This is a genomic window from Bacillus cereus group sp. MYBKT111-2, from assembly GCF_051915205.1.
Classification (GTDB): Bacteria; Bacillota; Bacilli; order Bacillales; family Bacillaceae_G; genus Bacillus_A; species Bacillus_A paranthracis.
The window spans coordinates 36,113-62,254 of sequence record NZ_JBQAEG010000006.1 but is presented as its reverse complement, the minus strand read 5'-3'; the positions used below and the strand labels follow the sequence as shown (position 1 = coordinate 62,254).

Below are 26,142 nucleotides of genomic sequence, written 5' to 3'. Positions count from 1 at the left end.
GAAGAATGAAATACCTTTTGTAATATTTTACACATCACAATTCCCTCTTTATTTGACAATCTAATAGAAGAGTGCTAAAAATAAAGTAATATAATACAGTCCTTTAACCCAACCCCGTGAGGTTGAGAAGGAAGTCGGAATACAATATACGTATGTTCTTTTCTAGGAATACGTATGCTTTTTTGGCCTTCTCATCATATCAGGTGAGAAGGCCTTTTGTTATTCTTCCATAGCGACTGTAGAAGAAAATAAGGAGGAATAATGATGAACGTCACTACTGATGTACAATCAACAACAGAGGAGACGAAAGAGAAAAGATATAAAACACTATTTGGGTCTGCGCTAGGATATGCAGCAGAAGGCTTAGATATGTTGCTCTTATCTTTCGTACTCGTCTACATTTTAAAAGAATTTCATTTAAGCCCTGTTGAAGGTGGGAACTTAACTTTAGCTACTACAATAGGAATGCTAATTGGGTCTTATTTATTTGGATTTATTGCTGATTTATTTGGGCGTATCCGTACGATGGCCTTCACAATCTTACTATTTTCACTCGCGACAGCACTTATTTATTTCGCAACAGATTATTGGCAATTATTAATTCTTCGCTTTTTAGTAGGAATGGGAGTTGGTGGTGAATTCGGAATTGGGATGGCCATCGTAACTGAAACATGGTCGAAAGAAATGCGCGCAAAGGCAACATCCGTTGTGGCACTTGGATGGCAATTCGGCGTACTAGTCGCTTCACTCCTACCAGCATTTATCGTTCCACACTTTGGATGGAGAGCCGTTTTCTTATTTGGACTCATTCCCGCACTACTAGCTGTCTATGTCCGAAAAAGTTTAAGTGAACCGAAAATATGGGAACAAAAACAACGATACAAAAAAGAATTGTTACAAAAAGAAGCTTCAGGTAATTTAACAACTACTGAGGCAGAGCAATTAAAGCAAATGAAAAAGTTCCCACTTCGAAAGCTATTTGCAAATAAAAAAGTAACGCTAACAACAATTGGTCTTATTATTATGTCATTCATACAGAACTTCGGATACTATGGAATCTTTACATGGATGCCAACTATTTTGGCGAATAAATATAACTACACATTAGCAAAAGCGAGCGGTTGGATGTTCATCTCTACGATTGGCATGCTCATTGGAATTGCAACTTTTGGTATTCTAGCCGATAAAATTGGTCGCCGTAAAACTTTTACAATCTATTATGTTGGTGGTACTATATACTGTCTCATTTACTTCTTCTTATTCACAGATTCAACATTATTGCTATGGGGAAGTGCATTGCTTGGATTCTTTGCAAATGGCATGATGGGAGGATTCGGAGCAATTTTAGCTGAAAACTATCCCGCTGAAGCTCGTTCTACAGCAGAAAACTTTATTTTCGGTACTGGACGTGGTTTAGCTGGCTTTGGACCTGTTATTATCGGATTACTTGCTGCAGGTGGTAATGTAATGGGAGCATTATCTCTTATCTTCATTATCTATCCAATCGGTTTAGTTACAATGCTATTATTTGTCCCAGAGACGAAGGATAAAGTATTAGAATAGATTGAAACTACACAGTGTACGATCTTCCTTCAAGAAAGATAGTTATATAAATAGCAAAGAGGAAGCATCTCTAATGAAATGCTTCCTCTTTTGATATAAAATATACAATTATTTATTTTGATTTACTAGCTTTTTGGAACAAGAAAGAAGTTTTCTCTTCTTCTTTTACAATACCTTGTTTTAATGCTAGTTCCCCTGCCACTTTAGGCGCTAGCCATAGCATTGGGAACAACAGAACAGATACTGGGACAGCTGTTACTACGATGAATGATTGTAATGCATTAATACTTCCCTCACCCATGTATAAAAGAATTGCCGCAACTGCTCCCATAATAAGCGACCAAAAAATTCGTAAGCTAATTCTAGGATCTCCGTCTCCAGTCACTGCCATCGAAATCGAATAAGCCATTGAATCTCCTGTTGTCACTACAAATAAAATTGTTAATAAAAGAAATGCCGGTCCAATAATATGAGAGAGTGGCAGTTGCTCTGTAATTGCAATCATAGCAGCTGGCATACCAGATGCACTTAATGCGGTCGATATAGAACCAGGATTCATTAACTCATAAAACACACCTGATCCCCCTAGTATAGTAAACCAAAACGTTGTAATAATAGGTGCAATAATTCCAATTGCAACGATGATTTCTCGAATTGTTCTTCCTCTTGAAATACGGCTCACTAAAATTGCCATCATCGGTCCATATCCAATAAACCATCCCCAGAAAAAGATTGTCCACGATCCTAACCAACCTGTATCACCGCGGTATGTGCTCATTGGAATAAATTCATTTATATAAAATCCAAACGAAGATACAAACGAATCAATAATAAATCCACCTGGTCCACATAATAATACAAATACCATTAATAAAATCGCTAATTTAACATTTAAATCGCTTATAATTTGAATCCCTTTATTAATTCCTGTTACTGCAGATATAGTAGAAACCGCAACTACACAAATAATAATTGCTAATTGAGTAGTAAAAACATCAGGAATATTAAACAATGCTTGTAGGCCATAACTTGCTTGTAAGCCTAAAAATCCGATTGGTCCAATCGTCCCTGCAGCTACCGCAATAATGGCAAATGCATCAATCATTGTTCCAAGCAAACTCTTTCGCAATTTCTCACCAAAAATAGGATATAAAAGCGTTCGAGGTTTTAACGGCATACCTTTATGATAATGCCCATACATCATAACTACCGCACTGATTGTACCTAAAATCGTCCACGCCAGGAAACCCCAGTGCATATAACTTTGTGCTAAAGCAGGCATTACTGCTTCTTTCGTTCCAGCAGATATACCTTCATGTATCGGCGGCACCGTCATCAAGTGGTACATTGGCTCTGCAGCTGCCCAAAAAACGCCACCTCCGGCAAGTAATGTCGACATAATAATAGCAAGCCACTTTGCCGTACTAATCTCAGGTTTTTCTAATCCCCCAAGTTTAACTCTTCCATATTTCGAGAACGCCATACACATTGCAACAATAAATGTACCAATTAATAAAACTTGCCAAAAGGCACCAAAATATTTAATTGAAGCTGCAAAACTGCTATTAATGACTCCCTCTACATAATTTTTATTTAAAAAAACCGCAATTACAAATAATAAAAGCGAACCACCACTAATAAGAAATACAGGCCAATCCGTTTTTCGACTCTTCATCCTCATTTACACTTCCTCCTTCCTCAGCAATCTAAAAAAACAACTTTATTATGTTTTATTGTTTACACCCAAAACACAATGATTATATAAGTATAATAATTTATCTATTTCCTACACACTTATGTTGTCCCTAAAAATATGCTAAATCCCTTATTTAAAAGAAAATTTCTATTCCTCTTACATAAAAAAGCAAAATAAAAGACCTTATATTTCTATAAGGTCTTCGAAACAGAAATTTGATTATAACATAAGGAACTCCTTGGTTCAAAAAGCTCCTTCCAAAAATAACCGAGGGTAAAGGCTTCCATTTGCTACGTAACAGTAGTTAAAAAAAATTATATTTTTACAGAAAATGCCCTATACTACAAACTATTTATGAAAAAAATTCGGCTTCAAAATTTCATTCGGATACGGTTTATGATAAATATGAGTGGTAGCTGGAGATAACGGCGGAATGAGCCACACCCAATTGCCCGTTACAACACGACCGGAAGCAGCTTCTTGCTTCTCAAATTGCTGAAATTGTTGCGCCGCAGTATGATGGTCAACAATACTGACTCCTTGTTTTTTAAAGGAATGTAAAACAGCCACGTTTAATTCAACTAATGCCTTATCTTTCCATAACGTACCGTTTCTTGATGTATCCAAATCCATCATTTCCGCAACTGCTGGAAGTAAATTATAGCGATCATGATCCGCTAAGTTACGTGCCCCAATCTCTGTTCCCATATACCATCCATTAAACGGAGCAGCTGTATAGGAAATACCGCCAATTTCTAAGCGCATATCTGAAATCATTGGAACCCCGTACCACTTTACTCCAAGTGACGAAATTGGGTATTCTGGGTGTTCAATTGGCACCTCTTTTACTTCTTCTTTCGGAATTTCTTTATATATCGGCGCTTTTCCATCTATAGAAAACACAAGTGGCAATACATCGAAATTCGTACCTTCTCCTTGCCAGCCAAGTTCTTGACAAAAATCTGTAAACACAGCGGAATGAGAGTCACCAATCACTCCCATTTCTGTTTTATATCCTGCATACCGAATCAATTGGTGATTATAAATTCGTATATTATTTTCTTCACCTTGATATTGCTTAAAAATTGTAATGGTCGGTTTCACTTTTCCGTCGTTCGTTGCATATTGAATATGATGAATTAATGCATTATATACACCTTCCTCATCATTTACTTCACGTGCATCTAATATGTGCATCTTACTCCAAAATAGTCTTCCGATACATCGATTACTATTGCGCCATGCCATTCGCGATCCGTGAACAAGTTCTTCAAATGTATGTTCATACGTCCCCGTCTTCTCTATTTCAAATCGAATTTCTTTCATGCGTTCTTCTATGAATTGTTCTTTATTAAGCTCTTTATAGCAAATCGTAATAAAATGACTCGCTTCCTCTATTAATTGCTTCGTTTTACTCATAAGCGATCTCCTTCTATTTCAACAAAACGTTACTACTTTACAGTATAAGCAAAAAGAATAAGAGTCACAAACGAAAGTCGAAGTGTTACTTTTATTGTACTATCTTTCAGAAAATTAAGAGATTACTATTGACTTTCATGAAAAATAGGTGTATTTTTTACTCAGGTAAATTATTTTTACCTAGACCAACTTTTAGAGAGAAAGGAGGAAATGTCATGTCTTCATTTCAATTGCCAAAGCTTTCATATGACTATGATGAACTAGAGCCATATATCGATAGCAATACACTTTCTATTCATCATGGAAAGCACCATGCGACATACGTAAATAATTTGAATGCCGCATTAGAAAACTATTCGGAATTACATAATAAATCTTTAGAAGAGTTACTATGTAATTTAGAAGCTTTACCAAAGGAAATTGTTACAGCTGTCAGAAATAACGGTGGTGGACATTATTGTCATAGTCTTTTTTGGGAAGTAATGAGCCCACGGGGTGGCGGCGAGCCTAATGGAGACGTTGCAAAAGTAATTGATTATTATTTCAATACCTTTGACAACTTAAAAGATCAACTGTCTAAAGCAGCAATTAGCCGTTTTGGAAGTGGTTATGGATGGCTTGTCCTTGATGGTGAAGAACTTACTGTAATGAGTACACCTAATCAAGATACACCTTTGCAAGAAGGCAAAATTCCATTACTTGTCATTGATGTATGGGAACATGCCTATTATTTAAAGTACCAAAATCGTCGCCCAGAATTTGTTACCAACTGGTGGCATACAGTGAACTGGGACCGGGTAAATGAAAAATATTTACAAGCAATTCAATCACAAAAACATTAGTCGTGCGTATAAGGTAAGTTTGGTAATGTAAAATTAGTATTGTCGAAATCCTCCAGAATCCCCCGGATTGCCACCGGGGGATTTATGATCATTTCATTGCATGTATGTAATAACGTAATACTTTTTCTATTTCTATTTTCAACCCTCGGAACGGGAATCCTAATTCATTAGCTTTTCCATTATGTAATGTACAATTAGTCAATTCATTATAAGGTGCTACATGATCTCCTACTTCTTGAATGAGTGATTTTATTCCCGTATTTTCTTCTATAAAATGAATAATTTCCCGAGTAGAAACTACCCCGTTGCTACAAGCATTAATTGGCCCTTCTATATCTTTCATCCCACACCAAGCTAAAAATTCCCCGGCTTCTTCTTCATGTATAAACGACAATTTTCCATCTAGATCATTCACTGCGACAGGTTCTTCTCTCACAATATGTTCAACGTAAAATTGTAACCTTTTCGTATAATCGTTTTCTCCAATAACAACCGGAAAACGGGCTGCAACAACTGGGAATGTTGCTTGTTGAAGTACAACGGCTTCGGCTAATCTCTTTCCTTCACCATAATTGAAGTCATTCCTATCTCCATACGCGATTGCATACTCGTACGGATTAAAGTCTTCTTCTGATAAGCTTAGTGCAGGTTCATAGACAGCCATTGAAGATGTCATAACATACTTCTTCGTTTTCCCTCGTAACACTTCACATATTATCTTCGCTGCATTCGAGCTATAGCATAAATTATCGTATACAATATCATAACTTTTATCTGTTAGACGCTCTGCTAGTTGTTTTTCATCTTCTCTATCTACAATAAGTCTTTTTACTCTACTCCCAAAAAAATCTTCCGTAATTCCTCTCGTCGCAATCGTTACATCGTGCCCATCTTGCAAAAGTGCTTCTACTAAATGTTTACCAAAAAATCTAGTTCCCCCTAGCACCAATACTTTTTTCAACTTTATCATCCCCATTTCGATAAATTGTAAAATACTACCTCTCTATTATAAATGCTAACATATAAAAAGCATGGAACTCGTTTAACGATTCCATGCTTTTCTACAAAAAATATATTAACGTACTCGATATTTATAAATACAATAACAGAAGTATAAAATAGAAATTACAGATACATAAACCCATAATTCATATACGAATCCCTCTCCCCATACTCCCATAAAATAAAAGAGTGAAGGTAACGTCAATGTTACCCATGATTGTACGAAGGCAATCCTTCCAAGATATTGATTGATGTTCTTTTTTTGTGTATTTAATACAAAGAATAAATACCAAAGTAATGCCCACATAAACCACGTTAACGCATTCACAACATCGTGGAATTGAACAAATGAAACAACCATATAGAATAAAGCAATAATTGCTACCCAAATGCAGAACCAACCTAAACCGCTACTATCCATTCCTTTTATAAAAGTAACACCTACATATAAATAGGTTAATCCGAATAAGAAAGTAGCTGCATATGAATATACCGTCCAATTACTTTGATCAGAAATCATGATTAAATAGAACGGAATAATAATTTGTAGTGCACCCACAAATAAATTAAAAACACCTGCACTTTTCATCTCTGCTTTTCCTAATATAACGAGACTATTTAAAAATAAAGCTGCACCAGAAAGTAATAATCCTACGTAACCCATATGTATTCGTGTGAAAGTCTTTCCCTTTCACACTTTTAACCCCCCCACAATATAAAGTAATTCTTTATTATTTTTCTTCCTATTTAAAACTACATACATAATTTTTAATCCGAATAAGTCAGACTTCATACCTTGAAGAACACCAAATTTAAAACGCTTTCAATCATAAATAACCCTATCAGAACATTAATAGGATTCCTTGATTATAAACGTACTCTAACCATGACACAAGTATTGATGTTATTTTAAATATTACGTTTTTTATTTCTATAAAAATTAATAGGATAATGCACTTTTTCTATCTTATTCTACTAATTTCTAACATGAAATATTATAAAATGAGCTAGTCAGTAATACATTCATCTTTATAAGATAATCGTATACTGACCTAAACTTTCATATTCAATATTGATAGTTTCTCATCCCTAATAATTGCTATTTATCATAAATATCATTCGGATTAATTGTAGGAATAAATCCATTTATAGAACTATATTTTTTAGATACGGTATTTGGAGTAACGGTAAACGTTACAATCTTATTACTTTGTTGTTTAAAATAGTGCATCCAATTTTGACTCCATTCATCTTTCGTAATAACTTGTTTATTGAAGTCCTCCCACAATACACCATGTATAAAATTCAAGGATGTATTTTTGATTGTGTCAAATCCCCAATTCTGTATAAGAAGCAAATCAGAATCAACACCTTTTATTTCTTTTAATAAATTTACATATGCTTCGCGAAATTTCCCTTGTGTAACTGGCTGATCATAAAAATAGTCGTCAATATCACCAGCGGTATCTAAAAACACACCGTCTATTCCTTTTCCAATAACTTGCTGTTTCACTTTATTTACAACAATCCGTCGGTAATGTTCATCAGCTAAATTCATAATATATGTATCCCACTGCTCAATCTTCATTTTCTTACCGTCTCGATAATAATAGTCTGATTCAACTACTTGCGATTTATGCCACGATTCTAATTCTAAAACACTAACATACCCAAGGACTACTGTTCCTGATTTTTTTAATTGCTGAACTTGCTCTTTCGAAAATGCATATGGCTCTATAATGACCATGTCATACTTTGAAAGTCCCTCAATTACTTGCTCATTTGCTTCACCATAATAAATTTTATAACTTCGTACATTTTTTAAAACTGGTTCCACGACATTTGCTTGGGTGGATGTACTTGAGGAAAAAATAAAAGAAAATATAGCTAAAAAGCATATGGAACGTTTCCACTCCATAATAATATTCCCCCCCTATAAAACTGTAATTTTTTACATTTTAAATATTAATACAAGTATAGTAATACAATAACATTTTACATTTTTTCAAGCTCGATATTTAATAAAAATCCCAATAAATACAATACATTAACAAAAATTAGAATTTATTTCACTTGAATTTACTACATCTCTGTTGATAAAATGATTTGGGCTTTATATATTTTAAAATAATTCTTTTAAATTATGTATTTTATTTCAGTGTACTATTCCTCAAAATTAAATTTGCAAACGAAAGAAGGGATTTTTTATGCACTATAGACAATCTAATTTATTACAAAAAATGATTGAACCTACGATTCTCTTTATTGCTCTATTTTTTCTCTCAATACTAACTGATTTTCTAACACCAACGTATGAATACTTCTTACTCTTATTTATTACATTAATTATTTCTAGCCGGTATGGCATATCTATCGCCCTTTTCACCTTTCTAGAAGCAATGATTTATATTTTTGTAAGCGGTATATATAAGGAAGATGATATATTACTGTACTTTTATTCATTAGATTACTGGATTAATTGGATTTTCTTACTTGTTATTAGTTTATGTTGTGGACTAATGAGTACTGCACAAAAGGAACGGTATGAAGATGTACATATGATAAATAATGAGCTAAAAGCCGAAAATAAAGAATTAAAATATGTTGTGAAACAATTGGATGAAACACGTATTACACTACGTTCTCGTGTACTTGAATCAAATAATCACTTATCTAAAATGTATCATATGTTTAAAGCTTTAAATCATACACATCCTGAAATTGTACTCGATGAGGGGATAAATGTATTAAAAATGTATTTCGGAGCAAAAAAAATTGGTATCTATCACGTCGATAACAATAAACAATCACTTCGTATTAAATTAAGAGCAGAAACTGGTAAAAATACCTTACCTCAATCCATTTTTGTTAAAAATGCTTCGCTAGTCATCAAAAATGCTCTAGCACATAATCGACCTTTTTTCCGTACAGAAGAGGATTTTCAAGACGCTCCACTTTTAGTTGGTCCCGTCCTATTCCAAGATGATGTACAATATGTCATTATCTTAGACGAAATTGAATTTTCAAAAGTAACTTCTGAGCAATTCGAACTTTTCACATGGTATTTACGCTGGATGGGTGATCGTTTACAAAACGCTTCTAATCTTTGGCTATCAAGTCAAGAGGATCGTACATTCCCTAAAACGAGCATTTATTATGAAGATGAATTTGAACATTTACTAAAAATAGAAAAGAAACGTTACGAAACATTATCTTATCCATATTCCTATTTTGAATTTACTGTTCCACAAGATTCCTTAGAAATGATAAATTCTATTTTAAAAGATCATTTGCGTGATATCGATATATTCGGTTATAGTATGACCGAACAAAAAGTTATGATTCTATTACCTGGCACTGAAGAAAAATTTTTATTACCAGTCAAAACTCGTATACAAAACGCTCTTTCTTCTAAAGGAGTGGTATTCTAATGATTTTACTCCTTCTTTACTTTATTTATGCTATTTTGGTTTTTCTTTTATTTCGATTTACGAAAGGTTTGATTACTGAAGATAAGAAAGGAATTATTGAGTTTTGCTTGATTATCTCTCTCCTTTTCCCGCTTGTCGGACTTATTGTATCAGCAATCATGTTATTACTGAATATAAGACGCTCCAAGACCGAGTGGTTACAGCAATACTCTGAGTATGTTTCCTTTCAAGTTGATCATTATGAAGATATTTTGGCATCAGCAAAACAAGATATGGACCTAATTTCATTTTCTTCTGGATTAGAACTAGATAAGCCTGAATTACATAAACAACTCATTGTACAGTTAAGCTCCTCCCCTATTTCTAATGAAGGAGGCTTATTGAAAGAAGCCATTCACCATAAAGATCCTGAAACTGTACATTACGCAGCAACTACTATTAATTTACTAAATGAACGGTACGAAAAACAGATCGAATACTTAAATAAGCAATTTCTACAAAATCCACAAAATGAAATTGCAAAAGAATTGGTTTCTAACTATTTAAGATATGTAGACAGTGGTCTTCTTTCTAATCAGCAAAAGGAAAAAATAATCGCCGAATTTATGAATTTTATTACACAAAGTGTAGAACTATTCCCTACCGAACCTCTTTATCCTTTCCACCTTGGAAATCTGTTTCTACATACAAAACAATATGCAAAGTCTGAAGAACAATTTTTAAATCTTATTCATTTCTATCCTGAATCATATTACGGTTACGTTGGGTTACTTGAAATATATTATGAGCAAAAGTTATGGGACGAGCTCTATAACTTAATCAATAATCTAGCAGCTGCAAAAAGAGTTCATATACTACCGCGTAAATATCAATTATTTGTAAGGCAGTTTGGAGGCGCACACATTGAAAAAGGGGATTAATATATATATCGGAATTGTTAGTATCATTTTATTTCTCTTAATTATATCCATCCTTATATATCGAACAGAAAATTTCTATCAAAAGTTTTCTGTTCCTAAAACTAAAGAAACAGATACTGTTAAAACACTCAAAGCAAAAGATGTAGCCCAAAATGGACAAAAAATGCAATTATACGTTTTAAAAACGGATAATACATTAGGGCAACAAGTCGAATTTAATACGAAAAAGGCAATGGATTACGCACACCTACACTATAAAAATATTACAGCTAATGAAATTAAGGGACTTACTCCCTCTCCCTATACAGGAATTATTATTACAGGTGAAATAATGGCGCAACTTCCACAAGCCGATATTCAAAATTTTGTACAAATGGGCGGAAGGATTATTATCGCAAACCGACTTGATTCAGATTCTTCCTGGAACACATTATTTGGTATTACAAAAAAAGAAGGCTTCAAAGATGTGAAGGGATTAACCTTTGAAGAAGTTTTATTCCCTGGTTATCCTGATCTCTCAAGTTCTTCTCCATTGTTCACTCATAGCTCAATGAATATTACGCTAGATGAGAATACAACTAATACTTGGATTACTGCAGAAGATACTCCCATCCTTTGGACCAATGACTACGGTGAAGGAAAAGTCTTATATTGGAATACAACAGCATTGAACGATAAATTAGGTAGAGGTATGTTCGTTCAATCACTGGGTACTATTTTCCCGACTTTCGCTACAGTACAACTTGGAGCGGAGATTATGTATATCGATGACTTCCCATCTCCAATTCCAAGTGGAGAACTAAAAAACTTAACAACAGAAAAAATTTCTGTTGAAGAATTTTATAAAAAACATTGGTGGAAAAATATGAAGGATATCTCTGAAGAGCTTGATATTAAATATACAGGGGTTGCAATTGGGACATATCAAAATAAAGTAACGCCACCCTTTGAAAATTTTACAGGTAAAAATAGAAATACCTATTTATTATTTGGGAGAGAATTATTAAGTCACGGTGGAGAAATCGGTATTCATGGCTATAACCATCAACCTTTATTATTACCACCAGACCCAGTAGATAAAGCGCTTGAATATGTTCCATGGAATTCAAAAGAGGATATGGAGAGATCCTTAGATACTTTACAAAAACTCGTGTATAACTTCTTTCCAAACGAAAAACTAAAAACCTATGTACCACCATCCAATATTATAAATACAACTGGATTAAGTGCATTAAACGACGCGGTCCCAACTATGGAAACAGTTGCTTCTCTATATGTGGGAAGTAAAAGTAACGGCAGTTTAATTCAAGAATTTGGACCAGACGAGCACAACAAAAATATTTATCACTTCCCACGTATTACAAGTGGCTATGCTATTTCAGATGAAGAACAATTTATTTTAGCTGATGTTACTGCAAATTTAGGGGTTATCTCACATTTCGTCCATCCAGATGATATCCTTGATGAAAAACGTTCGGGTAATTTAACGTGGGAAGAATTATTTAAAGCTTATAAAACGACAATTAAAGAAATACGAGAAAGATATCCTTATATAAAAAGTATGACACAAAGTGAAGCAACTGCTTCCATGAAAATTTATCAAACCGGTGATTTAGCTGTTTCTTATGAAGATGATGCTGTTCACATTGCATATAAAGGATTACCAAACCACACTGCAACGATTATACGTGTGGAAGAAGGGAAAAAATTGAAAACCGGTTCATTCCCATACGGCACAGTTACAAAGCTAGATTCACAAATTTATAGCGTTATATTAAAACAAGCTAACGCTACAATTCCAATTAAAGGGGTATAGCAGATGAGAATAGGTTTAGTCGTTGAAGGAAGTTATCCTTTTGTCAGTGGCGGAGTAGCAAGTTGGGTACAAATGATTATCCAACAATTTAAAGAACATGAATTCACCATTTTTGCGATCGTACCGCAAATAAAAACAGAAGAGGAATATCAATATGAAATTCCTAACAATGTAAAAGATATCATTATGATTCCCTTACAATCAGAAAGTGACTCAAACCATATAAAAACCAATTTAACGACTAATGAAGTACAAACACTTCAAAAATGGTTTACATTCCAAGCTAACGACACAGAAGCATTACAAATATTAGGGAACAAGCAAAAGCTAGGAACACTACATTCCTTCTTCGAAAGTCGTGAATTTTATGAAATAGTGAAAAAAAGCTATTTGTATGAAGAAAGTAGTGGTTCTTTCTTAAATTACTTTTGGATGTGGAGATCTATGTTCACACCAATCATTCAAATTTTACAAATTGATTTTCCTGAATTAGATCTTATCCATTCTGTATCTACAGGCTATGGTGGGCTTCTTGGAGCTGCAATTAGTGCCAAATCTGACATACCATTTATTCTAACAGAGCATGGTATTTATTCTCGGGAACGTGAAGAGGAAATACTCCAATCAACTTGGATACCAATCGAATACAAAAAAAGATGGGTTTCTTTCTTCCATCATTTATCTCACCAAGCATATGAACAAGCTGCTGATGTGATTACGTTATTCGGACGGAATAGTGCATATCAAAAGGAACTAGGAGCTCCGGCCCACAAACTAAAAATTGTTCCAAATGGTGTTACTTTATCTGACTATAAAGGGCTACGTAAGCCAAAACATAATTCAGATAAACTCATTATTTCTGCTATTATACGAGTTGTGCCAATTAAAGACGTAAAAACAATGATTTATGCAGCTAAATTATTATTAGAAAAAGATATTCCGTTTATCTTCTACTTATTAGGTCCTGATACAGAAGAACCAGAGTATGCCCAAGAATGTCGTGATTTAATTCAGCAACTTGGATTAAAAGAATATGTAATAATGACTGGCAGAGTAAACATTAAAGATTACTTAAAACAAACGGATATTCTCGTATTAACTAGCATATCTGAAGGGCAACCACTAGCTATGTTAGAAGGAATGGCATCGGGATTACCATGGGTTGTTACAGACGTTGGTTCTTGTAAGGAGTTAATTTATGGACAAGATGAAGATCCTTATGGCCAATGTGGCTTTGTTGTACCACCTGTATCTCCTGAACAAGTTGCCACCCACTTAGAATGGTATTATCGCCACCCTGAATCCATTCAACAATTCGGAAACAATGGGCGTAATCGTATTGAAGCATATTATCAATTATCAGGTGTTGTTGATAGTTATCGTAAGCTTTATTTAGAAAGGGGTGCGAAAACATGGCAGGTATAGGATTTCGATTACAAAAATTATTTCAGGAAGACTACTATTCTTCAAGGGTAAAAGCTTATGGATTTTCGTTATTTGTTACAGCTGGTCCTTGGTTAGTCGTTATTTTAGCAGTAACAACTATTAGATTCATTTTGAGTTTATTTCATTCTATTTCAATTGAAGAACAGCGTCTTTTCACTATTTCAATTTCATATTGCTTTATTTTTTCTCAAATTATTTACGGAGCATTGCAGCTCATTGTAACTAGATATGTAGCTGACCTTTTATACGAACAAAAAGCTGATAAAGTATTTTCTTCATTTTTAGGAATGACGAAGATCACACTTTTTTTAGCTATTATGTTATGGCTTTTGTTTGCATTTTTCACACCGTTAGCTTTATATTATAAAATCGTGATGCTATTTTTATTTTTAGCTTTAAATATCATCTGGATTCAGTCCATTTATTTAACAGCAGCTAAAGATTATCAATCAATTGCACTGGCATTTTTAATCGGATCCATTTTTTCCCTATTAGGAATTATCCTAATAGCTTACTGGCACCCTACACTTGGGTTAGAACACGGATCTGCCCTATTGCTTTTAATTTCTTTTACAATTGGTACTTTCATTACACTAGTATGGTTAAGTATCGTTATTGTACGAATGTTTCCAAATAGCGATGCTACTGAACAATTTACCTTTCTTTCTTATTTAGATAAATATCCAGAGTTATTTTGGTCAAGCCTATTTTACAATGTGGGTATTTGGGTATGTAATTTTGTTATTTGGTTTGGAGACGGTCGTGGAAATATTGAAAACACATTTATTTATCATCAAATTTATGATACTGCTGTTTTCTGGGCGTATTTAAGTATTATCCCAACCTATATTTTCTTTGTAGTATCCATTGAAACCAGGTTTTATGAAAGATATAAAAAGTTCTTCGGTTCGGTAAACAATGGCGGAACATTACATACGCTTTTACAATTAAAAGATTCCATGAACTTTGTCTTAAAGCAGGAAATGGAACGTATACTTCGTAATCAAGGTATTTTTTCCTTACTTATTATTTTTATAATATGGATGTTTAGTTCGCAATCTGGAAACACAACACTTAATTACTCTATTCTGCAACTAACTATAGTTGGTGCTTATGCAAATGGAATGGTGCTCGTTATTACATTACTACTCCTATACTTTGAGGATCGTAAAGGGGCATTTCGAACATCAGCTATTTTCTTTTTTGCAAACCTGTTATTAAGCCTTCTCTTGCTTCCATTTGGATTCAATGGTTACGGCATTAGTTTCGCAGTTGGATCTTCTATTACATTCCTATATGCTATTTCTAGACTCTTTACTTACATTAAAGATATTGATTATTATACATTTTGCCAGTCAAATATTCCTATAAAACAGCGGACCTTTTTTACCAAATTAGCTAATAAACTTAACGGGAAATAGATACAAAAATGACCTTTGCTCATGCAAAGGTCATTTTTTGTATCTACATATTAAACTTCCAAATAGCCATTTTTATTATTTGATTGCCATCTCCAAGAATCTGCACACATTTCTTCTAATCCACGTTTTGCTTCCCATCCTAGTTCACGTTTTGCCTTTGATGCATCTGCAAAACATATTGCCACATCGCCAGGACGACGCTCTGTAATTTTATAAGGAACTTTTTTTCCTGAAACCCTTTCAAATGCTTCAACCATCTCAAGTACACTATACCCTGTACCTGTGCCCAAATTATAAGCATCTACTCCTGTTGTATTCAGTACTTTCTCTAGCGCTTTTACGTGACCTTTTGCTAAGTCTACAACATGTATGTAGTCACGGATGCCTGTTCCATCTTTCGTTGGGTAGTCATTTCCAAATACACTTAATTCTTTTAGCTTACCTACTGCCACTTGTGTGACATATGGCATTAAGTTATTTGGAATTCCATTTGGATCCTCTCCAATACGTCCACTTTCATGTGCACCAAATGGGTTGAAATAGCGAAGTAATGCGATACTCCATTCTGTATCCGCAAATGCTACATCACGCATAATTTGCTCAATCATTAATTTCGTTTGACCATATGGATTTGTTGCACTTAATGGAAACTCCTCTGTAATCGGTGACGTTTCCGGGATACCGTATACAGTTGCGGATGAACTAAAAATCATCTTCTTTACATTATGTTTCTGCATTACTTCACATAGCACTAAAGTGCTCGTAATGTTGTTATGATAATATGTTAATGGAATTGCTACTGATTCCCCTACAGCTTTAAATCCTGCAAAGTGAATAACTGCTTCGATTGCATTTTCTTCAAAAATTGCGTCAAGTGCTTCTTGATTTAAAACATCTTCTTTATAAAACTTAAATTGTTTTCCTGTTATTTCTTTCACTCGATTTATAGATTCTACCGAGCTATTCGAAAGATTATCAACTACTATAATTTCGTAACCGCTATTTAGTAATTCTACACATGTATGACTACCAATATACCCTGCTCCACCTGTTACAAGTATTGCCATAATTATAGTCCTCCATATTTCATTCATTATAAACTTCTCAAAGTATATCACATATTTCTTATCCTATGTTTAATATGCGAACACAGAAACTTACATTTTATCCCATGATAATTTTATAACATATACGATTCCAATCAAGTAATAAGAAAAACGCCACATAATTTTTGTTATGTGGCGTTTTTCTTATTAAATTACGTAACAATATACACTTAGAAAATGTGCAAGACTACCTAATAATACAAAAACGTGAAAAATTTCATGATGTCCCATATATTTAAACTCTAGCCATTTTGGCTTTGTTCCATAAATAAATCCACCAATTGTATAAAAAATGCCCCCAAGTACTAAGAAAACAATGCCTCCTGTACTTAAATTCTCAGCTAACGGTGCAAAGAATAAAACAATTAACCAACCCATCGTAATATAAATTGCTGTCGATAACCATCTTGGACAATTAAACCAAAACATTTTAAACACAATGCCACAAATCGCAGTTGCATAGACTAAACAAAATAATAGCAAACCACTTGCTGAATTTAATGTAATTAAGCAAAAGGGTGCATATGTACCTGCAATTAATATAAAAATCATAGAATGATCTAGCTTCCTAAAGAAGTAAATAACACGTTCATTGGCCACAACACTATGATATACAGCTGATGCCGTATAAAGGACCATCATTCCAATCCCAAACAAAATAACAGCTGTAATTGCAGCAAATGATGGCATCTTGATAGAAACTTTCACAAGCATAGCTAATAAGGCAATAAATGATAATATCGCTCCACCTAAGTGAGTAAATGCATTAACTGGTTCCCTTACGTAAGCATTCATAATAACACCCCTCATATAATTACATGTAGTTTTGATAACTACGTGTAATTATATACATATTTCTTTTTAAGGTCAACATTTACAATTTATTTGTTTCGTAATACCATATTTAAGGATGTATTAGACATTAAGTTCCACTAAGTTATAAAAGTGAGGGATTCTACGTGGAAAATATAAATGAATTACTTGAGACATTGCATTTAGAAAAAAATATTAAACTTGAGGATATTCCAAATGTCGACTTATATGTAGATCAAGTTGTCCAACTATTTGAGAATACTTATGCAGATACAACGAGAACTGACGATGAAAAAGTATTAACAAAAACGATGATTAATAATTACGCAAAAGGGAAACTATTCATCCCTATCAAAAATAAAAAGTATTCAAAAGAGCATATGATTTTAATTAGCCTAATTTATCAATTAAAAGGTGCTCTTTCCATTAACGACATAAAAAGTTCATTAGAAACTATAAATGACTCCTTATTAAATGATGATTCATTCGAATTAAATACGTTATACAAAAATTATCTTGCTCTTACTGAAAGCAATGTCGAAAGCTTTAAACAAGACGTAAATAACCGTGTTACAGAAGTAAATGAGATTTCTTCCTTAGAAGACACAAAGCTAGAAAAATTTCTACTACTAACATCCTTCGTGACTATGAGTAATATGTATAGACGTTTAGCGGAGCAACTAGTGGATGATTTAAAAGAATCATAAATAAAAAACTATCCACCTATTAAAGTGGATAGTTTTTATTTACTTAATTGCTTCATGAACTTTTAGTTGTTTCCCTTTAATCGTTGTAGTCTTCATGACTTTCAAGACAAGTGGTCCTTTTCCATTTAATATTTCAACGTAAGAAACATTATCTTGTATCGTAATAATGCCTATATCTTCTGCTGTAACACCTTTAATTTTAGCGATTGTACCGACGAAATCTACCGCCCTAATTTTCTTTTTCTTCCCGCCATTAAAGTAAAGCTTCATAATGCCTTTGTTGATGTCTGCATTTTTATCTTTCTTTATAATTGGTTTAGTATGTATCTTTTCTTCAAATGCAGCTTTCCCTTTCATAACTTCTTCTTTTGAAGGTCCAATTTCCTTTGGAATTTCAAAGCCAATATACTCCTCAATCTCTTCTAAAAATCTATTTTCATATGGTGTTATAAATGTAATAGCTTTTCCACTATTTCCAGCTCGTCCCGTTCTTCCAGTACGATGTACATAGCTTTCTTTTTCAAGTGGAATATCATAATTAATAACATGTGTAATATTATCAATATCAATTCCCCTCGCAGCCACGTCTGTTGCTACTAAATAACGAAATTTTCCTTTTCTAAAATCATCCATGACTTCAAAACGATCTTCTTGTACCATACCACCATGTATTTTGTCACAAGGATAGTTAGCTCGGTTTAATTGTCTATATACATGATCTACATTTTCTTGTGTACGGCAGAAAATAATACAGCTATCAGGATTCTCAATCGTTGTTACATCTTTAAGTAGTGAAAGCTTCTCGTCTTCTATCGCCTCAAAAAGAGTATGTTCAATTTTATCCGTCGTAATCCCAGCCGCTTTAATTTCAATATGAGTTGGTGCATTCATATATGTACGTGATAACCTTTCAACATCTTCCGGTAAAGTTGCTGAAAATAGCATTGTCATTCTATTTGTAGGTAATTCATCAATAATTGCCTCTACTTGATCGATAAAGCCCATGTTTAGCATTTCATCCGCTTCATCAATCACTAAATATTTTAATCGCTCTAAAGAAAGGGTCTCTTTTTCAATATGATCCAATACACGCCCTGGAGTCCCTACTACAATATGCGTCTTTTGCTTTAACTCTAATTTTTGACGTGCAAATGGGGACTTACCATAAATTGCGGCGGCTTTAATTCTTTTGAATCGCCCTATATTTGTAATATCTTCTTTCACCTGTACCGCAAGCTCTCTCGTTGGTGTTAAAACTAATGCTTGTGGTTTATTCTCTGCCCACTCCACCATTTCACAAAGTGGAATACCAAATGAAGCTGTTTTTCCACTTCCCGTCTGGGACTTCACAACAAGATCCTTCTTTTGTAATGCGACTGGAATAACCTTACCTTGTACTTCTGTTGGATGATCATACCCTAAGCCAGTAAGTGCCCTTACAATTTCTTTACTTAATTTATACTCAAAAAAACCTTTTTTACTCATATATTAACCTCATTTTATTCTGTATTATTTTCTTTTTTATCTTTTGTATACGTTACTATCGCCCTACTTATTATACTTGAAACCTCACATAAAAAGATGGATTATGCCAGATTCATCTTTTTACATAGAAATAAACCTTATCATTTCATATATTGTTCAACTACTTGATAACATCTTTTGCTCGTATTGTTAGCATTAACCTTTTCATAGAATCCTACATCCACTCAAAAAAAATAAAAAGAATACATACATCCTTGTATAATTATCTTAATTTTTCAACCTTTTTTATAGACGAACAATATAAAACAAAAAACATTTTAAATTCGTTTTTAACGTTGTTTTTTACATATAAAATCTACTTTTTAAAAAAATGTTAAGAAATCCTTTGACTTTTTAATGAAAACAATGTAAATTATCATATGGACGAACATTTTTGATTAATAAAAATAAAATATTCGTATTTTAGGGGTGTAAATGATGGAAAACGTATTCGACTATGAAGATATTCAATTAATTCCTGCAAAATGTATTGTGAACAGCCGCTCTGAATGTGATACAACTGTCACTTTAGGTAAACATAAATTTAAATTACCTGTCGTACCTGCAAATATGCAAACGATTATTGATGAAAGAATTGCAACTTATTTAGCTGAAAATAATTACTTCTATATCATGCATCGTTTCCAACCAGAGAAACGAATCTCATTCATTAGAGATATGCAATCACGTGGATTAATCGCTTCTATTAGCGTTGGTGTAAAAGAAGACGAGTATGAATTCGTACAACAATTAGCTGCTGAGCACCTTACGCCTGAATACATCACGATTGATATCGCGCATGGACATTCTAATGCTGTAATCAACATGATTCAACATATTAAAAAGCATTTACCAGAAAGCTTCGTTATCGCTGGAAACGTTGGAACTCCAGAAGCGGTAAGAGAATTAGAAAATGCTGGTGCTGACGCAACAAAAGTTGGTATTGGACCTGGTAAAGTTTGTATTACTAAAATTAAAACAGGCTTTGGAACTGGTGGTTGGCAGCTAGCTGCACTTCGCTGGTGTGCAAAAGCTGCAAGTAAACCAATTATCGCTGACGGTGGTATTCGTACACATGGCGACGTAGCTAAATCTATTCGATTTGGGGCGACTATGGTTATGATAGGTTCTCTATTCGCTGGTCATGAAGAGTCTCCAGGGGAAACAATCGAAAAAGACGGCAAGCTTTATAAAGAGTACTTCGGTTCAGCTTCTGAATTCCAAAAAGGTGAGAAGAAAAACGTTGAAGGTAAGAAAATGTTCGTTGAGCATAAAGGTTCTTTAGAAGACACTTTAATCGAAATGGAACAAGATCTTCAATCTTCTATCTCTTACGCTGGTGGAACAAAATTAGACTCCATTCGTACTGTAGATTATGTAGTCGTGAAAAACTCTATTTTCAACGGTGATAAAGTATATTAATTTTTAAACTTAACTCGAAGGACAAGCATTTTTATGCTTGTCCTTTTTCATATATAGAAATGTAAAATATTTTCATTTTACTGAATTTTCTAGTATCATGTCTTTAGATACTTATAATAAGGGGGATATAATATATATGAAAGATGTAATTGAGAAACGCCATATTCGCGCAGAAGTTCCTACTGAATTAACATGGGACCTCTCTGATTTATACGAATCTGATAAAGAGTGGGAAACTGCATTACGTGTATTAACAGATGATATAAAAAAACTTGATGCGTTTAAAGGTCAATTACACACTAGCCCCACTATCTTATTACATTGCCTACTTTTAGAAGAAGAGCTTTTAATGAAGTTAACAAAACTATACTCCTACGCAAATTTAAAAGAATCTGTTGATCGTACAAATCCAGTTATTCAAGCGAACTCTTCCAAAGTTGCTGCTTTATGGACGAAAGTACATACTGCATTATCCTTTATCCATAATGAAATTCTCTCATTAGAAGAAGGCACAATTGAAAAATATTTAACGGAAGAAACAAAACTCGAACCTTTCCGTAAATCATTACTAGACATACTACAAAAAAGGCAGCACACGCTCTCTCCTGAAACAGAAGAAGCTCTTGCTGCACTTGGCGAAGTACATAGTTCTCCATACAAAATTTACGGTATGACTAAATTAGCCGATATGGATTTTAACTCCATACAAGATGAACAAGGAAATGAACTCCCTGTGTCGTTTGCATTATTTGAAAGCAAATATGAGTTTTCTCCAAGCGCAGACATACGCAGAAAGGCCTACTCATCATTTGTGTCCACCTTGAAGCGATATAAAAATACCGTGGCAACAACATATGCTACCGAAGTAAAAAAACAAGTAACACTCTCTCGTTTACGCAAATTTGAATCTGTTACTCATATGCTTTTGGAACCTCAAAAAGTTCCACTTGAAATGTATAACAATCAACTTGATATTATTTATAAAGAATTGGCGCCTCATATGCGCCGTTTTGCAGATTTAAAAAAGAAAGTATTAGGACTCGATCAAATGCTGTTCTGCGACTTACATGCACCTTTAGATCCCGAATTTAATCCAGCAATTACTTACGAAGAAGCTGGAAAACTCATTCAAGAATCTTTACAAGTACTTGGCGATGAATATAGTGCCATTATCAAAAAAGGATTCAAAGAAAGATGGGTGGATCTTGCAGATAACGTAGGCAAATCAACTGGGGCATTTTGTTCAAGTCCATATGGTTCTCATCCATACATTTTAATTACATGGCAAAATACGATGCGCGGCTGCTTCACATTGGCTCATGAATTCGGGCATGCTGGTCATTTTTATTTAGCAAATAAAAACCAGCGTATTATGAATGTACGTCCATCTATGTACTTCGTTGAAGCACCATCTACAATGAATGAATTACTATTAGCCCAGCATTTATTAGCGACGAATGACGATAAGAGAATGCGTAGATGGGTGATCCTGCAACTACTCGGCACATATTATCATAACTTTGTTACTCACTTACTTGAGGGAGAATATCAAAGAAGAGTATACAGCCTAGCAGAAGAAGGTGGAGCACTTACAGCTACAACTTTAACTGAAATAAAAGCAAATGTACTTTCAACATTCTGGGGAGATTCCGTAAAAATTGATGAAGGTGCTGGCTTAACCTGGATGCGTCAACCTCATTATTATATGGGCTTATATTCTTACACGTATTCCGCAGGCCTCACTGCATCTACTGCGGTGGCTCAAATGATTAAAGAAGAAGGACAACCTGCTGTTGATCGCTGGTTAGATGTACTTCGCGCTGGTGGTACGATGAAACCACTGGAATTAATGAAACATGCTGGAGTCGATATGTCAAAACCAGATACAATCCGCAGAACTGTTTCTTACGTTGGTTCCTTAATTGATGAATTAGAAAGCTCTTATCAAGAATAAAAAATAAGCCCTCGCTTTATGAGGGCTTATTTCATGTTTACTTTCCAAATCTTTTACGGTATCCACATTTTCTACATAGCTCTTCAACTGCAACTCTTCTGGAAAATCCATCAACAATGTTTGTTGCTCTTTCACCTTCTATAATGTTAGAAAATGAATCATTATTAATATTTCCAAGGTTAATAATCCCTTCACCATCTAAACAACAAGGAATAACCGTTCCGTTCGCTAAAATACCAGCTTGATTTCGAAGCCCATGACAGAATCCTTTTCCATCATCCTCTTCTTCATGCAATGCTGGCCACTGGAATTCATAGTCTTGATTAATAAAGACACGTTCCGCAATTTTTATACCTTTTCCTGGTGTAAGCTTCTCTTCAATTTGATAAGATAAATTAAACTCATTTTCAATGATAGATAATAACTCTCTATTCTTCTGAATTTCAGCATTCGTTTTATTATCCTGCGTTAAGTTCCATAATCTAAGTGAAACGATTAAATCCGATTGACTTGTCGCCTCTCTAATGAAGGAAAGTATACTTCTTACATACCCCTCTTTGTCTTGTGAACCTGGGTGCCCATCAAAACTATGCAGTGAAAAATTCATTTGTCTTAAAGCAGGCTTATTTAACAATCTATGCCTTCTCTTATTAATTAACGTTCCGTTCGTTGTAATATTAACTTTAAACCCTTTTTCATGGCTTAAATCTAACAATTGATCTATTTTTGGATGAAGCAACGGCTCACCCTTCACGTGCAAATAAATGTAGTCTGTGTGTGGTTTAATTTGGTCTAACCTTTTTGCAAAATCCTCCACAGAAATGAATTGCTTCTGCCTTTCCGTCGGCGGACAAAAGCTGCACGCAAGATTACATACACTCGTAATCTCCAAGTAAAATTTCTTAAACTTCTTCACCTTTAACTCCTCACTTCTATGACTACTTATACTTTTTCCTCTTCATATTACAGCATACTTTTTTAGAAATAGAAACATACTTATTTTAGGAAATATAGAAAACGGCCACATCTGTAGCCGTTTGAATGTACTATTACTATTTATGATACGGTTCTCCACGATTAATCCGAAACGCCCTATACACTTGCTCAAGCAATACTAATCGCATTAATTGATGTGGTAATGTCATCTTTGAAAAAGAAAGAGATTCGTTTGAACGTTTCATTACTTCTGAACTTAGTCCAAGTGATCCACCAATTACGAATGCAACTTTACTCTTCCCGTATGTAGCAAGACGATCTAAGCTTACTGCAAATTCTTCTGATGATTTTTGCTTTCCTTCTATCGCTAACGCAATAACATGCGTATCATCAGAAATTTTATCTAGTATACGTATACCTTCTTTTTCTTTTACAATTAACATTTCTGCTTCACTTAAATTTTCTGGTGCCTTTTCATCTGGCAATTCAATTACTTCTACTTTTGCGTATGCAGATAATCGTTTTAAGTATTCTGCTATACCTTGTTTTAAATATTTTTCTTTTAATTTCCCAATTGAAATAATCGAGATATTCACACGTATTCCCCACCTTACAAACATGTTATCCACATAACTTATCCACATATCCACAATTGTTACCCACATATTGTGTGGGAATCTGTGTTCGATACAACATATGTCGCCTCATTTTGACAAAATTCACATGTTTTTTTCTCTTTTTCTGAGTTATCCACATTGTTAATAACCGGCGCGACTTCACACTCATCCACAATAATATCTAAAGCTAATTCAACATGTTCTAAACAACAAGGTAAGTTCATATTCTTCACCTCACTTTTCTACAATAGAAAACAGGAGGTAGGCCCTCCTGTTTTTAATACTTTTGAATGCCTAGTTTAACCGTTGTTGTTGCTCGTTTTGTACCACGATAAAACGTAAGAGTCATTTTATCATTAATTTTTTTATCATATAAGGCCGTACGGAATCCGATAATATCGCGAACTGGTTTCCCATCTACTGCTACAATCACATCGTGTTCTCGCAAACCAGCATCTGTACCTGGCGAAGGGCTTTTCACATCTAAAATGCAAACTCCCTCTGTTACATTGCCTGGTAAATGCAATGTTTTTGACCAATAGTAGTTTGGAATTTCATTTAATGATCTCAGTTCAATTCCAACATACGGTCTTCTTACTTTTCCGTACTTCTCTAATTCATTCATAATTGGAACAGCTCTAGTAACAGGAATAGCTAGCCCAATTCCTTCTACTTCTTTTGCCGCAATTTTCATTGAGTTAATACCAATTAATTGACCTGCTGCGTTTACAAGCGCACCACCACTATTACCCGGATTAATTGCTGCGTCTGTTTGCAATACTTCTACTTGCCAATCATAATGTCCATCTTGATCTAAATCTACAGGGACAATACGCTCATTAGCCGAGATAATACCTTGTGTGACGGTTCCAGAAAATTGGAGCCCGAGCGGGTTTCCAATCGCAATGACTGGTTCTCCTCTACGAACAGTATTAGAATCGCCAATTTCAATTACTTTTTTCACATGCTTTGCATCTATTTCTAGTACAGCCAAATCTGTGACTACATCGGTTCCTAATACCTTTCCAGGAACCTTCTTACCATCACTTAAACTTACTTCAATACGATTTGCTCCAGCAACAACATGATTATTCGTTACAATGTAAGCTTGACCATCTGTCTTCTTATAAATTACACCTGATCCCGTACCTGCTTCTGAATCTGCCTCTGAAAAATTATCTCGTTGAATATTAATAACTCCAACAACAGCTTCAGACGCACGATCAACAGCATCCACAAAACTAATTTGTTTAATGCCTTGAGCTTCCGCCATATTACTTCCACTTGCTTCAGCTTGCGGAAACGCGTCCGTATCATTTGAAAATAAAGGAGCTCCAAATGCAAATAAAGAAGCTCCTACAATTGTTCCTGCTATGCTAGAAATAACAATACCTTTATGCTTCTTTTTTCTTGCACGTTTCATACGATAATTTTCTTCATCAATAAAGGACATATTTGTTCACCTATCTTCCTGAAAACAACTATATTCACCTTTATTGTTTACTAA

Annotated in this window: 22 protein-coding genes; 10 read left to right on the top strand and 12 right to left on the bottom strand. The window is 34.2% G+C overall.

The genetic code is table 11. The features are described 5' to 3' along the window. Positions 1-264: 264 nt before the first annotated feature. Positions 265-1,563: an MFS transporter gene (locus ACTFNE_RS17775; RefSeq protein WP_046197952.1), complete on the top strand. Its 1,299-nt coding sequence runs from the start codon at positions 265-267 to the stop codon at positions 1,561-1,563. Between the two features lie 112 nt (positions 1,564-1,675). Here ACTFNE_RS17775 and ACTFNE_RS17770 read toward each other — a convergent pair whose 3' ends face one another. Both ACTFNE_RS17770 and ACTFNE_RS17765 read right to left on the bottom strand, forming a co-directional pair. Continuing rightward, entirely contained in the window at positions 1,676-3,244 is a 1,569-nt protein-coding gene (locus ACTFNE_RS17770; RefSeq protein ID WP_439998225.1) for a BCCT family transporter, read from the bottom strand. A 363-nt stretch (positions 3,245-3,607) separates the two neighbouring features. Further along, positions 3,608-4,678: a nitric oxide synthase oxygenase gene (locus ACTFNE_RS17765; protein WP_046197950.1), complete on the bottom strand. Its 1,071-nt coding sequence runs from the start codon at positions 4,676-4,678 to the stop codon at positions 3,608-3,610. Between the two features lie 215 nt (positions 4,679-4,893). Between ACTFNE_RS17765 and sodA the strand changes: the two genes are divergently transcribed. Continuing rightward, complete coding sequence (gene sodA, locus ACTFNE_RS17760) at positions 4,894-5,520, top strand: superoxide dismutase [Mn] (RefSeq protein WP_000094046.1); 627 nt, start codon at positions 4,894-4,896, stop codon at positions 5,518-5,520. 88 nt (positions 5,521-5,608) lie between these two features. On the opposite strand, the gene ACTFNE_RS17755 is transcribed toward sodA, so the two are convergent. The 3 genes from ACTFNE_RS17755 to ACTFNE_RS17745 form a co-directional block, all read right to left on the bottom strand. Next, on the bottom strand, positions 5,609-6,490 hold the full coding sequence (locus tag ACTFNE_RS17755; protein ID WP_046198081.1) for an NAD-dependent epimerase/dehydratase family protein: 882 nt from the start codon (positions 6,488-6,490) through the stop codon (positions 5,609-5,611). A 105-nt stretch (positions 6,491-6,595) separates the two neighbouring features. Continuing rightward, positions 6,596-7,186 carry an AmiS/UreI family transporter gene (locus ACTFNE_RS17750; RefSeq protein WP_000542569.1) on the bottom strand — a complete coding sequence of 197 codons (591 nt, stop codon included), beginning with the start codon at positions 7,184-7,186 and terminating at the stop codon, positions 6,596-6,598. 435 nt (positions 7,187-7,621) lie between these two features. After that, entirely contained in the window at positions 7,622-8,440 is an 819-nt protein-coding gene (locus ACTFNE_RS17745; RefSeq protein ID WP_046197949.1) for an endo alpha-1,4 polygalactosaminidase, read from the bottom strand. 289 nt (positions 8,441-8,729) lie between these two features. On the opposite strand from ACTFNE_RS17745, the gene ACTFNE_RS17740 reads away from it, so the two are divergent. Genes ACTFNE_RS17740 through pelG form a run of 5 tightly spaced genes read left to right on the top strand, consistent with a single transcriptional unit; the run spans position 8,730 to position 15,556 of the window. Beyond that, positions 8,730-9,953 carry a nucleoside-diphosphate sugar epimerase gene (locus ACTFNE_RS17740; protein ID WP_270705189.1) on the top strand — a complete coding sequence of 408 codons (1,224 nt, stop codon included), beginning with the start codon at positions 8,730-8,732 and terminating at the stop codon, positions 9,951-9,953. Further along, positions 9,953-10,873: a tetratricopeptide repeat protein gene (locus tag ACTFNE_RS17735; RefSeq protein WP_000601986.1), complete on the top strand. Its 921-nt coding sequence runs from the start codon at positions 9,953-9,955 to the stop codon at positions 10,871-10,873. The genes ACTFNE_RS17740 and ACTFNE_RS17735 overlap by 1 nt, the downstream gene beginning before the upstream one ends. Next, positions 10,857-12,689 (top strand): DUF2194 domain-containing protein, encoded by a 1,833-nt coding sequence (locus ACTFNE_RS17730; protein ID WP_000715315.1) that lies wholly within the window; start codon positions 10,857-10,859, stop codon positions 12,687-12,689. Before ACTFNE_RS17735 ends, ACTFNE_RS17730 begins: the two co-directional genes overlap by 17 nt. Positions 12,690-12,692: 3 nt before the next feature. Further along, positions 12,693-14,114, top strand: a complete 1,422-nt coding sequence (gene pelF, locus ACTFNE_RS17725; protein WP_270705187.1) for a GT4 family glycosyltransferase PelF — start codon at positions 12,693-12,695, stop codon at positions 14,112-14,114. Further along, complete coding sequence (gene pelG, locus ACTFNE_RS17720) at positions 14,102-15,556, top strand: exopolysaccharide Pel transporter PelG (RefSeq protein ID WP_046197945.1); 1,455 nt, start codon at positions 14,102-14,104, stop codon at positions 15,554-15,556. Before pelF ends, pelG begins: the two co-directional genes overlap by 13 nt. Positions 15,557-15,606: 50 nt before the next feature. Here the strand turns inward: pelG and galE are convergent, their stop codons facing one another. Continuing rightward, positions 15,607-16,623 carry a UDP-glucose 4-epimerase GalE gene (gene galE / locus ACTFNE_RS17715; RefSeq protein WP_046197944.1) on the bottom strand — a complete coding sequence of 339 codons (1,017 nt, stop codon included), beginning with the start codon at positions 16,621-16,623 and terminating at the stop codon, positions 15,607-15,609. 186 nt (positions 16,624-16,809) lie between these two features. Further along, positions 16,810-17,457, bottom strand: a complete 648-nt coding sequence (trhA, locus tag ACTFNE_RS17710; RefSeq protein WP_000995364.1) for a PAQR family membrane homeostasis protein TrhA — start codon at positions 17,455-17,457, stop codon at positions 16,810-16,812. Positions 17,458-17,621: 164 nt separating this feature from the next. Between trhA and ACTFNE_RS17705 the strand changes: the two genes are divergently transcribed. Further along, a complete protein-coding gene (locus tag ACTFNE_RS17705; protein WP_000427879.1) occupies positions 17,622-18,182 on the top strand; it encodes a DUF1836 domain-containing protein in 561 nt (186 codons plus the stop codon). Between the two features lie 39 nt (positions 18,183-18,221). On the opposite strand, the gene ACTFNE_RS17700 is transcribed toward ACTFNE_RS17705, so the two are convergent. Further along, entirely contained in the window at positions 18,222-19,667 is a 1,446-nt protein-coding gene (locus ACTFNE_RS17700) for a DEAD/DEAH box helicase (RefSeq protein WP_270705186.1), read from the bottom strand. A 477-nt stretch (positions 19,668-20,144) separates the two neighbouring features. Here ACTFNE_RS17700 and guaC point away from each other — a divergent pair, with 477 nt between their 5' ends. Together guaC and pepF are read left to right on the top strand one after the other, a co-directional pair. Then, positions 20,145-21,128: a GMP reductase gene (gene guaC / locus ACTFNE_RS17695; protein ID WP_000432434.1), complete on the top strand. Its 984-nt coding sequence runs from the start codon at positions 20,145-20,147 to the stop codon at positions 21,126-21,128. A gap of 136 nt (positions 21,129-21,264) precedes the next feature. After that, positions 21,265-23,082 carry an oligoendopeptidase F gene (gene pepF / locus ACTFNE_RS17690; RefSeq protein WP_270705185.1) on the top strand — a complete coding sequence of 606 codons (1,818 nt, stop codon included), beginning with the start codon at positions 21,265-21,267 and terminating at the stop codon, positions 23,080-23,082. Between the two features lie 37 nt (positions 23,083-23,119). On the opposite strand, the gene ACTFNE_RS17685 is transcribed toward pepF, so the two are convergent. The 4 genes from ACTFNE_RS17685 to ACTFNE_RS17670 form a co-directional block, all read right to left on the bottom strand. Beyond that, a complete protein-coding gene (locus tag ACTFNE_RS17685) occupies positions 23,120-23,998 on the bottom strand; it encodes a radical SAM/SPASM domain-containing protein (protein ID WP_000713636.1) in 879 nt (292 codons plus the stop codon). A gap of 136 nt (positions 23,999-24,134) precedes the next feature. Beyond that, a complete protein-coding gene (gene rlmH, locus ACTFNE_RS17680) occupies positions 24,135-24,614 on the bottom strand; it encodes a 23S rRNA (pseudouridine(1915)-N(3))-methyltransferase RlmH (RefSeq protein WP_001027003.1) in 480 nt (159 codons plus the stop codon). 59 nt (positions 24,615-24,673) lie between these two features. After that, on the bottom strand, positions 24,674-24,859 hold the full coding sequence (locus ACTFNE_RS17675) for a CxxH/CxxC protein (RefSeq protein WP_001052827.1): 186 nt from the start codon (positions 24,857-24,859) through the stop codon (positions 24,674-24,676). 53 nt (positions 24,860-24,912) lie between these two features. Next, positions 24,913-26,088 (bottom strand): S1C family serine protease, encoded by a 1,176-nt coding sequence (locus tag ACTFNE_RS17670; protein ID WP_000008039.1) that lies wholly within the window; start codon positions 26,086-26,088, stop codon positions 24,913-24,915. Positions 26,089-26,142: the final 54 nt, after the last annotated feature.

Coding starts and splice junctions, on each gene's coding strand:
- ACTFNE_RS17775 (WP_046197952.1), top strand. CDS start 265: ATGAACGTCACTACTGATGTACAATCAACAACAGAGGAGACGAAAGAG.
- ACTFNE_RS17770 (WP_439998225.1), bottom strand. CDS start 3,244: ATGAGGATGAAGAGTCGAAAAACGGATTGGCCTGTATTTCTTATTAGT.
- ACTFNE_RS17755 (WP_046198081.1), bottom strand. CDS start 6,490: ATGATAAAGTTGAAAAAAGTATTGGTGCTAGGGGGAACTAGATTTTTT.
- pelG (WP_046197945.1), top strand. CDS start 14,102: ATGGCAGGTATAGGATTTCGATTACAAAAATTATTTCAGGAAGACTAC.
- galE (WP_046197944.1), bottom strand. CDS start 16,623: ATGGCAATACTTGTAACAGGTGGAGCAGGGTATATTGGTAGTCATACA.
- ACTFNE_RS17670 (WP_000008039.1), bottom strand. CDS start 26,088: ATGTCCTTTATTGATGAAGAAAATTATCGTATGAAACGTGCAAGAAAA.
- ACTFNE_RS17765 (WP_046197950.1), bottom strand. CDS start 4,678: ATGAGTAAAACGAAGCAATTAATAGAGGAAGCGAGTCATTTTATTACG.
- ACTFNE_RS17740 (WP_270705189.1), top strand. CDS start 8,730: ATGCACTATAGACAATCTAATTTATTACAAAAAATGATTGAACCTACG.
- pepF (WP_270705185.1), top strand. CDS start 21,265: ATGAAAGATGTAATTGAGAAACGCCATATTCGCGCAGAAGTTCCTACT.
- ACTFNE_RS17700 (WP_270705186.1), bottom strand. CDS start 19,667: ATGAGTAAAAAAGGTTTTTTTGAGTATAAATTAAGTAAAGAAATTGTA.
- ACTFNE_RS17675 (WP_001052827.1), bottom strand. CDS start 24,859: ATGAACTTACCTTGTTGTTTAGAACATGTTGAATTAGCTTTAGATATT.
- trhA (WP_000995364.1), bottom strand. CDS start 17,457: ATGAATGCTTACGTAAGGGAACCAGTTAATGCATTTACTCACTTAGGT.
- pelF (WP_270705187.1), top strand. CDS start 12,693: ATGAGAATAGGTTTAGTCGTTGAAGGAAGTTATCCTTTTGTCAGTGGC.
- ACTFNE_RS17735 (WP_000601986.1), top strand. CDS start 9,953: ATGATTTTACTCCTTCTTTACTTTATTTATGCTATTTTGGTTTTTCTT.
- ACTFNE_RS17750 (WP_000542569.1), bottom strand. CDS start 7,186: ATGGGTTACGTAGGATTATTACTTTCTGGTGCAGCTTTATTTTTAAAT.
- ACTFNE_RS17745 (WP_046197949.1), bottom strand. CDS start 8,440: ATGGAGTGGAAACGTTCCATATGCTTTTTAGCTATATTTTCTTTTATT.
- sodA (WP_000094046.1), top strand. CDS start 4,894: ATGTCTTCATTTCAATTGCCAAAGCTTTCATATGACTATGATGAACTA.
- guaC (WP_000432434.1), top strand. CDS start 20,145: ATGGAAAACGTATTCGACTATGAAGATATTCAATTAATTCCTGCAAAA.